The organism is Vannielia sp. ABF1_015 (genome assembly GCF_056160745.1).
In genome coordinates this window covers 397,464-411,115 of record NZ_JBSWXT010000001.1, presented here as the reverse complement: position 1 = coordinate 411,115, position 13,652 = coordinate 397,464, and the positions used below count along the sequence as shown (strand labels likewise).

12 protein-coding genes and 1 tRNA gene are annotated in these 13,652 nt (G+C 64.8%); 7 read left to right on the top strand and 6 right to left on the bottom strand.

All coding sequences use genetic code 11. From position 1 onward, the window contains the following. Positions 1-14 precede the first annotated feature (14 nt). The 3 genes from ACXAG6_RS02075 to ACXAG6_RS02065 all read right to left on the bottom strand — a co-directional run bounded on the left by ACXAG6_RS02075 (position 15) and on the right by ACXAG6_RS02065 (position 3,625). Entirely contained in the window at positions 15-1,082 is a 1,068-nt protein-coding gene (locus ACXAG6_RS02075) for an extracellular solute-binding protein (RefSeq protein WP_475334543.1), read from the bottom strand. A 132-nt stretch (positions 1,083-1,214) separates the two neighbouring features. Then, positions 1,215-2,468 carry an NAD(P)/FAD-dependent oxidoreductase gene (locus ACXAG6_RS02070; RefSeq protein ID WP_475334541.1) on the bottom strand — a complete coding sequence of 418 codons (1,254 nt, stop codon included), beginning with the start codon at positions 2,466-2,468 and terminating at the stop codon, positions 1,215-1,217. Between the two features lie 35 nt (positions 2,469-2,503). Next, on the bottom strand, positions 2,504-3,625 hold the full coding sequence (locus tag ACXAG6_RS02065; RefSeq protein ID WP_475334539.1) for a mandelate racemase/muconate lactonizing enzyme family protein: 1,122 nt from the start codon (positions 3,623-3,625) through the stop codon (positions 2,504-2,506). 95 nt (positions 3,626-3,720) lie between these two features. Between ACXAG6_RS02065 and pdxR the strand changes: the two genes are divergently transcribed. Continuing rightward, the gene (gene pdxR / locus ACXAG6_RS02060; protein WP_475334536.1) at positions 3,721-5,184 is read left to right on the top strand and encodes a MocR-like pyridoxine biosynthesis transcription factor PdxR; all 1,464 of its coding nucleotides are present in this window, start codon (positions 3,721-3,723) and stop codon (positions 5,182-5,184) included. On the opposite strand, the gene ACXAG6_RS02055 is transcribed toward pdxR, so the two are convergent. After that, positions 5,165-6,787: a GMC family oxidoreductase gene (locus tag ACXAG6_RS02055; protein ID WP_475334534.1), complete on the bottom strand. Its 1,623-nt coding sequence runs from the start codon at positions 6,785-6,787 to the stop codon at positions 5,165-5,167. The genes pdxR and ACXAG6_RS02055 overlap by 20 nt on opposite strands. A 269-nt stretch (positions 6,788-7,056) precedes the next feature. Beyond that, positions 7,057-7,132 (bottom strand) — tRNA-Lys (locus ACXAG6_RS02050). 101 nt (positions 7,133-7,233) lie between these two features. Between ACXAG6_RS02050 and dapF the strand changes: the two genes are divergently transcribed. The 4 genes from dapF to ACXAG6_RS02030 all read left to right on the top strand — a co-directional run bounded on the left by dapF (position 7,234) and on the right by ACXAG6_RS02030 (position 10,710). Then, a complete protein-coding gene (dapF, locus tag ACXAG6_RS02045) occupies positions 7,234-8,052 on the top strand; it encodes a diaminopimelate epimerase (RefSeq protein WP_475334531.1) in 819 nt (272 codons plus the stop codon). Then, positions 8,045-9,301, top strand: a complete 1,257-nt coding sequence (gene mtaB / locus ACXAG6_RS02040; protein ID WP_475334529.1) for a tRNA (N(6)-L-threonylcarbamoyladenosine(37)-C(2))-methylthiotransferase MtaB — start codon at positions 8,045-8,047, stop codon at positions 9,299-9,301. Before dapF ends, mtaB begins: the two co-directional genes overlap by 8 nt. A 72-nt stretch (positions 9,302-9,373) precedes the next feature. Beyond that, positions 9,374-10,003 carry an FMN-binding negative transcriptional regulator gene (locus tag ACXAG6_RS02035; RefSeq protein ID WP_475334527.1) on the top strand — a complete coding sequence of 210 codons (630 nt, stop codon included), beginning with the start codon at positions 9,374-9,376 and terminating at the stop codon, positions 10,001-10,003. 92 nt (positions 10,004-10,095) lie between these two features. Then, positions 10,096-10,710 (top strand): glutathione S-transferase, encoded by a 615-nt coding sequence (locus tag ACXAG6_RS02030; RefSeq protein WP_140012377.1) that lies wholly within the window; start codon positions 10,096-10,098, stop codon positions 10,708-10,710. Between the two features lie 51 nt (positions 10,711-10,761). Here ACXAG6_RS02030 and ACXAG6_RS02025 read toward each other — a convergent pair whose 3' ends face one another. Next, positions 10,762-11,442, bottom strand: coding sequence for an outer membrane protein (locus ACXAG6_RS02025; RefSeq protein ID WP_475334524.1), 681 nt, complete (start codon positions 11,440-11,442; stop codon positions 10,762-10,764). A gap of 297 nt (positions 11,443-11,739) precedes the next feature. On the opposite strand from ACXAG6_RS02025, the gene petA reads away from it, so the two are divergent. Both petA and petB read left to right on the top strand, forming a co-directional pair. Then, complete coding sequence (gene petA / locus ACXAG6_RS02020; RefSeq protein WP_475334522.1) at positions 11,740-12,300, top strand: ubiquinol-cytochrome c reductase iron-sulfur subunit; 561 nt, start codon at positions 11,740-11,742, stop codon at positions 12,298-12,300. 14 nt (positions 12,301-12,314) lie between these two features. Continuing rightward, positions 12,315-13,643 carry a cytochrome b gene (gene petB / locus ACXAG6_RS02015; RefSeq protein WP_475334521.1) on the top strand — a complete coding sequence of 443 codons (1,329 nt, stop codon included), beginning with the start codon at positions 12,315-12,317 and terminating at the stop codon, positions 13,641-13,643. Positions 13,644-13,652: the final 9 nt, after the last annotated feature.

Sequence of the window (13,652 nt, the reverse complement as noted above, 5' to 3'; positions counted from 1 at the left end):
CCCGGCCCATTCTCTCAGTTGGCAGCCTTGATGCGCTCGAGAGCGAGGCCTTCCATGTCTTCGATTCCCGGCGGGATGTTGGCGAAGAACTTCAGGTTATCGAGGTCTTCCTGATCAAACCCTGCCGAAATCGCGGCTTTCTTGTCTTCGGGCATCAGGTCGATCCCGTTGGGCACGGCGGCAATGGCGCCAGTGGAGGCCGACATCATCTTGGTGATCTCGGGCCGCAGCACGAAGTTGATCCACTTGTAGGCCGCATCGTCCGCCTCGCCACCGCGCGGGATGGTGAAGGTGTCGATCCATGCCAGCGCGCCGGTTTCTGGCGGCACGAACACAATATCGGGGTTCTCGCCGTAGAGTTTGAAGGCGGTGGAATCCCATGTTTCAGACACCACGACCTCGCCCGAGAGCATCAGCGCCGAAAGGTCGTCGCCACCGCTCCAATAGGTCTTGATGACCGATTTGCAGGCGATGAGCTTCTCGGTCACCTCGTCCAGCATCTGCTGGTAGGCTTCCGGGTCGGCGTAGAGGGCGAACGGGTCTTTGCCCATGCCGAAGGCGGTGCCCAGCAGGATGGTGCGGCGCAGGCGCATCGAAGTGCGGCCAGCGTATTTTTCGTCGCAGAGGTCGTTCCAGCCGGTCACGTCAGGGGCTTCGGCCATATTGGCCATCACGCCGGAGGTGCCCCACTGGTGCGGCACCGAGTAGACCTCGCCTTCGATGGTGGTGTTGGCCTTCACGCCGTCCAGCAGGTTGGGCGTCATCGCGTCGGTGTTGATCTTGCTCAGATCCAGCGGCTTGTAGATGTTGTATTCCAACTGCGCGGCATAGACCCGGTCGTGGCTGGGTTGGGCAAGGTCAAAGCCGGTGCCGCCGGTGGCGCGCAGCTTGGCGATCATCTCTTCGTTGTTGGAGAGGGTCACCTCGACGTCGATATCGGGGTATTCCTCTTCGAACTTGGCAATCACGTTCTCGGGGGCATAGCCACCCCAGGTGAGCAGGCGCAGGGTTTCGGCGCTGGCGGTGCCAGCGGCAAAAGCCATTGTGGTGCCCGCGAGCAGGGCGCGGATGGTTGGTTTCATGTCAGATCCTCCGGTTGGGGTCATTTATAGATTTTCCTGCCCGTCTCACGCGGGCCTGATGGAGAGTGAAGCCCAGAATGGTTTGGTCCGAAAGGTCCATTTCATGCATCCTGGCAAACCGATACACAGCCGTTACAAACCGAAGCGGTCGAGCAGGCGATAGCTTGCAACCGCAGCGGGCAGAAACCATGGATCGCCCGAGTAGAGCGGTCTCGTGGGGAAGCTGGGGGCCGTCATCGCGGTGTCTCCCGCCGGATCGCCGAGCACCCTGAGCCCCGCCTTCATGCCGAGATAAGAGGCCATACCCACGCCCGATCCACAATAGCCCATGGCATGACGAATGCGCCCTTTGTCGCCGGTATGGGCCAGCTTGTCGAAGGTGAAGGCAACGAAGCCCATCCAGCTATGGGTGATCTTGGTGCTCGCAAGCTCGGGGAAGAGCCGCACCATCTCGGCCCTCAGCCGCCGCGCTGCCACCGCTGCGCCGGCCTCTCCCGCTGCCGCGCGACCGCCAAAGAGCACCCGCTTTCTGTCGGGTGAGGCGCGGTAGTAGTAGATCACGCGGCGGCTGTCGCAATACATCCGGTTGTGCGGGAAGAGGCGGGCCATCACCTCCTCCGGCAGTTCCTCGGTGGCGATGATGTAGCTGCCGATGGGGATCACCCGCTGCCGGTGCCAAGGGGTGGCCTTGGGGGTGTAGCCGTTGGTGGCAATCACCACATCCGCCGCCGTGATGCTGCCGTGCGCGGTGCGCAGGGTGACCTCGCTTGGCCCCTCGTCCATCGCCTCGACGCCGCATTGGGGCAGCACCATTACCCCAGCTTCCAGCGCCTTTGCCAACAGCCCGGCATGATAGCGGCCCGGGTCCAGCCCGCCGTAATTCTTGTAGATCACGCCGCCATGATAGAGATCGGTGCCGATCTCTTCGCGCTGGCGCTCCTTTGGCACGGCGATGATGTTCTTGCCATCGGCTTCGTGGCTCATCTCCACATAGGCCCGCGCAGTAGCCGCCCCGTCGAACCGCCCGCAAAGCCGAAAGTCGCAGTCGATCCCTTCAGTGCGGATGAAATCGCCGGTGAAAGCAAGCGAAGCGGGGCCTTCGGCGCGAATCGCGGCGGCTATCTCTGGCCCGTGCTTGGCGGTAAGGGCGCGCAGGGAGGGCTTGATCGAGTAGCTGAGCTGGCCGCCGTTGCGGGTTGAGCAGCCCTCGCCCACCTGCCCCTTCTCCAGCACCACCACGCTGCGCCCGCCCCGCGCGATTTGCAGCGCGGCATGCAGCCCGGTGTAGCCGGAGCCGATTACCACGGCATCGGCCCGGGACGGGAGTTGGCCCCGTTCGATCGGCGCGGGCGGGGCGCTATCCCACCAATAGGGCGTTGTCTTCATCCCGTGATCCTGCCCGCCGCTCCGGGTCTGCGCAATCACCCCGCTGGGGCCTCGCTCACCCTGTACTCAGCCGTCTCCAGCCAGTTTGGCGCAATTTCCACGCCCCAGCCGGGCGCATCGGTGACCTCTACCTGACCGCCTTCAACGCGGTAGGGATCATTTCGGTAGAGGCCGTATTGCCACGGGTAATAGTCGGCCTCCTCAATCGAGAATTCCAGATAGGGGCCGGCATTGGGGATGGCCCGCAGGAGGTGCATGGTAAACAGCGTGACCAGCCCGAGGTTGGCCGCATGGGGGGTAACAGGCAGGCCCGCCGCCGCTGCCATCTTCGCAACCTGCAACGTGCGGCCGATTCCGCCGAGATAGAGAACATCGGGCTGGGCCACGTTCACGGCGTTCAGCTCGAACATCCGGCGCCATGTGGGCAGCCAGCAATCCTGCTCGCCGCCGGTTACGTCGATCTCCAGCGCGGCGGTGACTTCTGCGGTTTGTTCCAGCTCCCAATACGGGCAGGGCTCCTCGTAATGGGTGATCCCGTGATCTTGCAGCATCCGCCCGTAGTGCATGGCTTCGGCGGGCGCGTAGCAGGAGTTGGCATCGGCCAGAAGCGCCACATCCTCGCCCCGCATCGCGGCGGCAATCTCGGGGATGATCGCCTCGGTGCGGCCCTCCCATTCGTCTCTATTCCGCCCACATTCCGCGCCAATGCGAAACTTGAAGGCATCAAACCCCTGCTCGCCCCGCAACCGCCGAAAGCGCTCCGCCTCGGCCTCGGGCGTGATGTCGCGTTTCATCGAGGAGGCATAGGCACGCAGCTTGCCCGGGCTGCCGCCGAGCAGCGTGGCCACCGGCTTGCCCGCCGCCTTGCCGCGCAAGTCCCACAGGGCGGTTTCCACCCCGCCGATGGCACGGCACATATAGGAGCCGGGAAACTTGTGCTCTTTCTCCCATGCACGCTGAAACAGGTCATCCTGGCCTGTGTCGGGGTCGAAAACCAGGCCCAGCACATGCGGTGCCACCTGCCGGTGGAGCACGGCGGCGCTGATGTCGCTCTGATAGGTGGAGACCTGCCCCCAGCCTTCGCGGCCCATCTCATCGGTGACACGCACGAAGCCCACATCGGGGGTGGCGAAGGTTTCGATTTTCGTCAGACGCATGGTGCGGACTCCCGGTTACGGGCCGATAGAACTTGCCAAACGGTCTGCCGATAAGGTCCACTCCGCAAAGGCTGGCAGACCAATTGGAGGATCGGATGGCCAAATACGCGGGTGGTGCGCTGATTCCCGGCCTCTCGGTGGACCGGGCGGATGCTGCCAGCCTTTCAATGCAGCTGACCACCCGTCTGCGCGAGTTGATCCTGTCTGGCGCGTTGCCGCCCGGAACCCGCCTGCCCGCCACCCGCGTGCTGGCGCGAGATCACGGCGTCAGCCGCACCACCGCCGTCACTGTCTACGAGCAACTGGCCTCGGAAGGCATGGTCTCGAGCCATGTGGGGGCGGGCACCTATGTGTCGGAGGAGGTACGCCCGCATGCGCCCGCCGCGCCTGCAACAGAGACGGTTTCGCATGTCGCCAAAGACCTGACGGAGCGGTACTTCCCTCGGCTCGAACACCCGCGCACCCCGCGCCCCTTTGTTACCGGGATGCCCGCGTTTGATGCCTTTCCGATGGCGCAATGGGCGCGGATGCAGGCGAAGTATTGGCGCGGCTCCCGTGCCGGGCTGATGAGCTACCCAGAGGCCGCGGGGCTGCCTGCCCTGCGTGACGCGATATGCCAGCACCTGCGCGCCAACCGGGGCCTCAGTTGTGCGCCGGGGGAGGTTTTCGTCTTTGCCGGGGCGCAGGATGCCTTTGTGCAGATCGCGCAGATCCTGCTGGAGCCGGGTGACCCTGTATGGATTGAAAACCCCGGTGCCATCGGCGCGCGCAACGCATTTTTGTCGCGTGGGGCGCGGCTGGTGCCGGTGCCGGTGGATAGGCAGGGGATTGATGTTGCCGCAGGTCGCGCCGCCGAGCCGAAATTTCGCGCCGCCTTTACCACCCCGGCGCATCAGCATCCGCTAGGCGTGCCGATGTCACGCGACCGGCGATTTGAGTTGCTGGAAGAGGCCGAAAGGGCCGGGGCCTGGGTGATTGAGGATGACTACGTGGGCGAGTTTCACTATGGCCGCGCCCCGTTGCCGCCGCTGAAGGCGCTCGATGCGGGGGGGCGGGTGATTTACGTGGGCACCTTCTCCAAGGCGCTGTTTCCGGCGATCCGGCTGGGCTATGCGGTTGTGCCGCCGGGGCTGGCAGAGGTGTTCACCCGCACGCTTGAAGCGGCGGCGCATGGGGTGTCGCATTCGGTGCAGGCGGTGGTGGCGGCGTTTATCGAGGAGGGGCGATTTTCGGCCCATATCCGCCGGATGAGAGACCTTTATCGCGACCGGCGCGATGCCCTGCTGGAGGCGGCGCAGAGCCATTTGGGCGGGCTGCTCAATGTGCAGCCCACGGAGACCGGCTTTCATACGGTGGGATACTTTCCGCAGCCGCGCGATGAGATGGCAGCGGCAGAGGCGGCGCGGGCCGAGGGGCTGGCCACGGCACCGCTGTCGCGCTTTGCGCTGGCCCCCGTCGCGCAACAGGGGCTGACGCTGGGCTTTTCGGCGGTGCCCCGGATCGAGGTGCAGCGCGGGGTCGAGCGGTTGGCAAACGCGCTCAGAGCCGCGCCGCGATAAGGTCTGCCGCCTTTTCGCCGATCATCAGCGCCGGGGCGTTGAGGTTGCCCGAGGTGATGGAGGGGATCACCGAGGCATCGGCCACTGTCAGCCCTTCGATCCCGCGCAGGCGCAGATCGGGCGTAACAACCGCGCTGTCCTCGGCCCCCATCGCGCAGGTGCCGCAGGGGTGGAAAACAGAGCCTGTTACAGCCCGAATGTAATCTACCAGCGCCTCGCGCTCGGTCACTGCGGGCCCCGGCTTCAGCTCGGCGCGGGTGATGCTGGCCAGCGGGTGCTGCTCGGCAATTGCCCGCATGATCGGCACCGACGCCAGCAATTCCTCCATGTCTTCGGCAGCGCTCAGATAATTGGGGCGGATCGCCGGTGCCTCCTGAGGGTCGCGCGAGCGGATGTGCAGCTCGCCCCGGCTCTTGGGGTGGCAGTTGGAGACGCCAATCATGAAGCCTGCAAAGGCATCGGGTTTCATCAGCCGCCGCTTGCCCGGCACCGCTTTGGTGTAGCTCAGCGGCGAGAAGTAGAGCTGGAGGTTGGGCCTGATGCGCCCAGGATCGCTGCGCACAAATCCGCCCGCCTGATTGACCGAGAGCGAAAGCGGCCCGCTGCGTGTGATCACATATCGCATCCCGGCCCCAACGCGCCCGATCCAGCGGCCGAGGGTGGCGTTGAGTGTGGGTACGGTCGCCTCATAAACAAGGTCGAAGCCGATGTGATCTTGCAGGTTGCGGCCCACCTCGGGCGCGGAATGAATCGTCTCTATTCCGTGGGATTTGAGCCGTTTGGAGTCACCAATCCCCGAGAGTTGAAGGATCTGCGGCGTGCCGATTGCCCCGGCAGAGAGCACCACCTGCCGCGCCTTCACCTGATGCACCGTATCGCCCCGCCGAAACTCAACGCCGGTGCAGCGCCGCCCTTCGAACAGCAGCCGCGTGACATGGGCACCCGTCTCCAGCCGCAGGGCCTTGCGCCTCAGGGCAGGTCGCAGATAGGCCGCTGCCGCCGAAGAGCGGAAGCCGCCGCGCGTGGTGATCTGGTAAAAGCCGACGCCCTCCTGCGAGGCGCCGTTGAAATCGGGGTTCACCGCATGGCCCGCTGCCCGGCCTGCGGCGACGAAGGCGTGAGACAGGGGGTGAACCTCTTGGGAAACATCCTTGACGCCCACTGGCCCGCCGGTCGCCCGCCACGCGCTTTCGCCCGCCGTGTTGTCTTCCAGCCGCTTGAAGTAGGGTAGCAGATCGGCGTGGCTCCAGCCGGTGCAGCCCGCCGCGGCCCAGCTGTTGTAGTCCTCGGCCTGCCCCCGGATAAAGACCATTGCGTTGATCGAGCTTGAACCGCCAATCACCTTGCCGCGCGGCCAATAGGCACTGCGCCCGCCAAGGCCTGCCTCGGGCTCGGTGTAATAGCGCCAGTTGAGGCGGGGGTGATAGAAGGCGCCGCCGTAACCGATGGGCATGCGCACCCATGGGCTCAGGTCGCGCCCGCCTGCCTCGATGACGCAGACCCGCAGCCCCGGGCGCTCGGAGAGCCGGGCCGCGACGACACAGCCCGAAGAGCCCGCGCCAACCACCACCACATCGCATTCGCTCGTTTCCAAAGCCGTCATCCCCGCCGTTTTAGCGCCTGAGGGTAAGGGGTGAACGGTCTGCCGTCACGGGGCCATTCAGCAGCTTCGACAGGACCAATTCGGCGTGGCTGGAGCCACTGCCGTGCCTGCTGCCCGGGGATTTCGCTAGAGACGCGGAGGGAAGAACAGGCGCGCAGTTCCGCGAGGTCGCCGCATTGGGCGCAATCAAGCTGCTGCTCGACCCAGCGAGTGACGTCGCACGGATGCGGACCGCAAGGTGCGATCCCACAAAGGAAATCTGATGCAAGTGGTGAGCCGTGCAGGATTCGAACCTGCGACCCACTGATTAAAAGTCAGTTGCTCTACCAACTGAGCTAACGGCCCACTCTGAGGCCCGCTCTCTAGGGAATCCCCCAAGGGGGGTCAAGCGGGAATCTTCGCCCCCGGGCTGGAAAGCGCACCCCCCGCGCTGTATATGCCCGCCCATGCGCGACCAGACCCCTCCCTCTGGCCTGCCCTTCATGAAAATGCACGGGCTTGGCAATGACTTCGTGGTGCTTGATCACCGCGCGGGCGGCGTGGTCGTGACTCCGGAACTTGCGATGGCCCTTGCCGACCGGCACCGGGGGGTGGGCTTTGACCAGCTTACCGTGATCGAGCTGAGCGACAAGGCCGATGCCAAGCTCACCTTCTACAACGCCGATGGCTCGCTTTCGGCGGCCTGCGGCAATGCCACGCGCTGCATTGCCCGTTACCTGATGGAGGAAAGGGGCAAACCCGCCGTGACCCTCCTCACCGAGCGCGGCCTGTTGCCCTGCGTTGATGCCGGCGACGGACTCACCTCCGTCAACATGGGCGCGCCGCTCACCACCTGGCGCGAGATCCCGCTTGCCCGCGCGGCCGACACGCTCCACCTGCCGCTAACGGGCGACCCTGTGGGCACATCCATGGGCAACCCGCATTGTACCTTCTTCGTGGATAACGCCGAGGCCGTGGACCTCGCCGTGCGCGGCCCCGAGGTCGAGCACGACCCGTTGTTCCCCGAGCGCACCAACGTGCAGTTTGCCCATGTCATCGGCCCCGATCACCTGCGGATGCGGGTCTGGGAGCGTGGCACCGGAATCACCCTTGCCTCCGGCTCCTCCTCCTGTGCCGTGGCCGTGGCTGCACACCGGCGCGGCCTGACCGGGCGCAAGGTCACCATCGACCTCGACGGCGGCACCATCCACATCGACTGGTGCGAAGATGGCGTTTGGATGACCGGGCCTACCGCCCATGTCTTCGATGGTGTCTGGCATGGCTGACGCGCCGATCTTTTCCACCCACGGCTGCCGCCTCAACGCTTACGAAACCGAGGCGATGCGCGAGCTGGCCGAGGGCGCTGGGCTGCATGGCGCGGTGATCGTCAACACCTGCGCCGTCACCTCTGAGGCTGTGCGCAAGGCCCGGCAGGATATTCGCAAGCTGCGCCGCGAAAACCCCGAGGCCCTCCTTATCGTCACCGGCTGCGCGGCGCAGACTGCGCCCGAGAGCTTTGCCGAGATGCCCGAGGTCGATCATGTGATCGGCAACACTGAGAAAATGCAGCCGGACACATGGGCCGGGTTGGCCCCCGACTTCATCGGTGAGACCGAGCGTGTGCAGGTGAATGACATCATGTCGGTCACCGAAACCGCCGGCCATCTGATTGATGGCTTTGGCCGGCACCGCGCCTATGTGCAGGTGCAAAACGGCTGCGACCACCGCTGCACCTTCTGCATCATCCCGTTCGGGCGCGGCAATTCGCGCTCCGTGCCTGCGGGTGTGGTCGTCGAGCAGATCAAGCGGCTGGTGGGTAAGGGCTTCAACGAAGTGGTGCTGACGGGCGTGGACCTTACGAGTTGGGGTGCCGACCTTCCGGCACAGCCCAAGCTGGGCGATCTCGTCATGCGCATCCTAAAGCTGGTGCCCGATCTGCCCCGGCTGCGGATCAGCTCGATTGATTCGATTGAGGTGGATGAAAACCTGATGCAGGCCATCGCCACCGAGCCGCGCCTGATGCCCCATCTCCACCTTTCGCTTCAGCACGGCGCTGACCTCATCCTGAAGCGGATGAAGCGCCGCCACCTGCGCGATGATGCGATCCGCTTTACCGAAGAGGCCCGTAGGCTGCGCCCAGAAATGACCTTTGGTGCCGATATCATCGCCGGTTTCCCGACCGAGACCGAAGCGCACTTCGAAGATTCGCTGCGCCTTGTTGAAGATTGCCACCTCACCTGGCTGCACGTCTTTCCCTACTCGCCGCGCCCCGGCACCCCGGCGGCGAAAATGCCCGCCGTGCCCGGCCCCGAGATCAAGGCCCGCGCCGCTCGACTGCGCGCCGCCGGGGCGGCTGCCGTTGCACGCCATCTCGCGGCGCAACAGGGCCGCACTCACAGCGTGCTCACCGAATCCGCCCGCATGGGCCGCACCGAGCAGTTTGCCGAGGTGCATTTCGCCTCTGACCAGCCGGAGGGTGCGCTTGTGACGGCCACGATCACCGGCACCGACAACGCCCGCCTCACCGCGGCCTGACCACAACGCCTCCATCCTCGGGCTTGACCCTAAGGTCTCCAACCGCAAGAGATCCCCGGGTCAAGCCCGAGGATGACCGCTCCGATGCACCCAAACCCGATCTATCGCGACGCCCCCACTGCCCAGAACCTTGCTTTTGCAGCCGAGCGCGGTTTTGGCACTCTGGCGGCCAATGGCGAGGTCTTTCCGCTCACCGCCCATGTGCCCTTTCTGCTCGACGCAGAGGCAGGCACCGCCACGCTCCACTTGATGCGCTCCAATCCGATGGCTCGCGCCTGCACCGCACCTATGCCTGCCCGCCTCTCGGTGATGGGGCCTGACAGCTACATCTCGCCCGATTGGTACGAGATGGACGATCAGGTGCCGACGTGGAACTACGTTGCCGTGCAACTCGACGGCCAGCTGGAGCGGCTGCCCGATGCCGCCCTGCGCGGTGTGCTCGATGCGCTCTCAGATCATTTTGAGCAGCGCCTCCTCCCCAAGGCCCCATGGACCGCCGACAAAATGCCTGCCGACGTATTGGCGCGGTTCATGCGGATGATTCAGCCGTTTCGCTTTGTGGTCGAGAAGGTGGAGAGCACGTGGAAGCTTGGCCAGAACAAGCCTGCGGAGGCCCGGCAGGCGGCGGCGCGGCAGGTGAAGGGCTATGGCATCGGGCAGGATCCGGCGCTTCTGGCGGCGCTTATGCTGGGAGCGGAGTAACGCAGGGTAAGGGCGCCCCGACAAGGTTAACTTGCCAGCACGGCGTTCTTGAGCCAACGTGAATTGTCCATTGCCCCAGACGGTTGCCAGAAATGCCCTACATTCTCCACCACAGCCCCGCCTCGCCCTTTGTCCGGATGGTCATGGTGGTTGCGCATGAGTCGGGGTTGGCCGAGGAGATAGAATGCGTTGAGGCAGCGGGCACACCGCTGGCGCCGGGCACTATGCCCTTGGCGCAGAACCCGCTGGGCAAGATCCCCACGCTGGAGCGGCCCGATGGCCCGGCGATGTTCGACAGCCGGGTGATTTGCCGGTTCCTCGACGCCCAGAGCGGCAAGACGCTCTACCCCGAATCGCGAATCTGGGAGGTGCTGACGCTTGAGGCGCTGGCCCATGGGCTGACCGAGGCGGTGCTGCTGATGACCTATGAGGCCCGGTTGCGCCCGGAGGAAAAGCAGAGCCCTGAGATTGTTGAAGCCCAGTGGGGCAAGGCTCACCGCGCGGCGACGGCGGCAAACTCGCGCTGGATGAGCCACCTCTCGGGCCCGCTTGATGCGGCGCAGATCGCGCTGGCCTGCGGCCTTGGCTATGCGGATTTTCGCCACCCTCAGCGGGATTGGCGCAGTGGAAACGAGGCGCTGGCGGAGTGGTATGCCCGTTTCAGCGAGCGCCCCTCGATGCAGGCCACCAAGCCGCCCGAAGGTTGATAGGGCCGTAGGGTGGGCAATATGCCCACCGCCCCGGCAAGCCCAACCCGTTCAGAAGTTGTAGCTGACGCCGATGTTGATGGCGTTGGTCAGGATGTTTGATTCCCACTCGCCGCCGCCTTCAAGGTCGCCCTTGTTGGCCGAATAGGTGCCATGATACTCGCCAAACACCGACCATGTGTCGTTGAACGCGTAGGAGGCCCCGGCCATCCAGCGCGCGGCGGGGCCGGTAAACTGGTATTCGAAGGTCTTTGCGCCGCCGGTGGGCGTGATATCCACATGCGGCACCGCAATGCCGAGGCCCGCGCCCACATAGGGGGTCAGCTTGCCAGAGGCCCACTGGCCGGGCCAGCGGTAGAGCACGTTGGCGGTGATGATGTTGAGCCCGTCGGTCAGCTCCAGCCGGTCAAAGCCGTTGTCGTCGCGGGTCTCATCGGTGGCATAGACCTTGGTGTGGGTAAATTCGGCCCCGAAGCCAAGGTTGGCGCTGCGCCACCACGTAGCCCGGATGCCGTAGTAGGGCGGTGCCTCGAAGGGGCGGCCTTCCCATTCCGACAGGAACGAGAAATCGGAGGTGCCGTCATTGCCCTCCACCCGGCTGTGCGGGGCGGTCTGGTAGCCGGTGTAGAAGCTCAGCTCCATCTCCGCCGCAGCCGGCCGTGCGGCGGGCAGAAGAGCGGCCAGGGCGAGGGTGAGTGCTGCAGCGAGGCGAGGAAGGGCGGGAATACGCATGGAAGGCTTTGCTCCGAGGGGTCGTCATGTGGTCGTCATGTGTCTGTAAGCTCACCTAGCACGGCACGGGCCGATTTACAGCCGCGCCGGTGACGCAGGGTGCGATGTGATGCTTTGCTGCCCTTTTTCCGGCCTCCGCGCGTTTTTTGCGTCACTTGGCCGCAACTGTGCGGGAATGTCCGCTGGACTGGCGCGATGCAGGCAGCTAATAACCGCGCGAAATGGCTGGGCTCACGCCCTTGTCATGCCGCGTCATGGCCCGCTTACGCGCCGGGCCGGTGAGAAGGAGAACAACCCGTGTCGGACACTCACGAGCCCGAAGGTACACGCCGGGATTTCATCTATTATGCAACCGGAGCGGCGGGTGCCGTCGTTGCCGGCGGTGCTGCATGGGGTCTCATCAACCAGATGAACCCCTCTGCCGATGTGCGGGCGCTCAGCTCGATTCGCGTCGATGTGAGCGGTGTCGAAGTGGGCACCCAGCTCACCGTGAAGTGGCTCGGCAAGCCGGTGTTCATCCGCCGCCGCACCGCTGAAGAGATCGAAGAGGCCCGCGCCGTTGCGATGGCCGATCTGGTCGACCCGATCGACCGGAACGAAAACAAGCCCGGCCTGCCCGCCACCGACGAGAACCGCTCGCTCGACGAGAACGGCGAATGGCTGGTGATGATGGGCGTCTGTACCCACCTCGGCTGTGTGCCGCTGGGTGACGGTGCCGGTGAGTTTGGCGGCTGGTTCTGCCCCTGCCACGGCTCGCACTACGATACGTCTGGCCGCATCCGTAAAGGCCCCGCGCCAGAGAACCTGCCAGTTCCGGTCGCGGAATTTGTCGACGAAACAACCATTCAGCTCGGTTAAGGGAGGGAACGCAGATGTCCGGTATTCCGCACGACCACTACGAACCCAAGACCGGTATCGAGAAGTGGCTTCACTCGCGCCTGCCCATCGTCGGGCTCGCCTATGACACCCTGATGATCCCCACCCCCAAGAACCTGAACTGGTGGTGGATCTGGGGCATCGTCCTCACCTTTTGCCTTGTGCTGATGATCGCCACCGGCGTCGTTCTGGTGATGCACTACACGCCCCACGTCGACTATGCCTTTGCCTCCATCGAGCACATCATGCGCGATGTGAACGGCGGCTACTTCATCCGCTACACCCACATGAACGGCGCTTCGCTGTTCTTCTTCGCAGTCTACATCCACATCTTCCGTGGCCTCTTCTACGGCTCCTACAAGGCCCCGCGCGAGGTGACGTGGATCGTTGGCATGCTGATCTACCTCGCGATGATGGGCACGGCTTTCATGGGCTACGTGCTGCCTTGGGGTCAGATGTCGTTCTGGGGGGCCACGGTGATCACCGGTCTCTTCGGCGCGATCCCCTTCGTCGGCGAAAGCATCCAGACTTGGCTGCTCGGCGGCCCTGCGGTGGACAACGCCACGCTGAACCGCTTCTTCTCGCTGCACTACCTGCTTCCGATGGTCATCGCGGCGCTGGTGGCGGTGCACATCTGGGCCTTCCACACCACCGGCAACAACAACCCCACCGGGGTTGCGGTGCGGACCGCGAGCAAGGAAGAGGCCGAGGCCGATACCCTGCCGTTCTGGCCCTACTTCGTGATCAAGGATCTCTTCGCTCTCGCGGTGATCCTCGCGGTGTTCTTCGCGGTTGTGGCCTTCATGCCCAACTACCTCGGCCACCCTGACAACTACATCGAGGCCAACGCGCTCTCGACGCCGGCACACATCGTGCCTGAGTGGTACTTCCTGCCGTTCTACGCGATCCTGCGGGCCTTCACCTCCGACGTCTGGGTGGTGATGTTCGCCGAGTGGATCAGCTTCGGCATCATCGACGCCAAGTTCTTCGGCGTGCTGGCGATGTTCGGCGCAATCGCGGTGATGGCGCTGGCACCCTGGCTTGATACCTCCTCGGTGCGCTCGGGCCGCTATCGCCCGATGTTCAAGTGGTGGTTCCTGCTGCTGGTGATCGACTTCGTTGTGCTGATGTGGCTCGGTGCCATGCCGGCAGAAGAGCCCTACTCCAGCTTCTCGCTGGTGGCCTCGGCCTATTGGTTCGCCTACTTCCTGGTGATCCTGCCGCTGCTGGGCGTGATCGAGAAACCGCTGCCGCGTCCGGCCACGATCGAAGACGACTTCAACGCCCATTACGGCAAGGCCAAACCGGCCACGCCGGCCGAATAAGAGGACGGA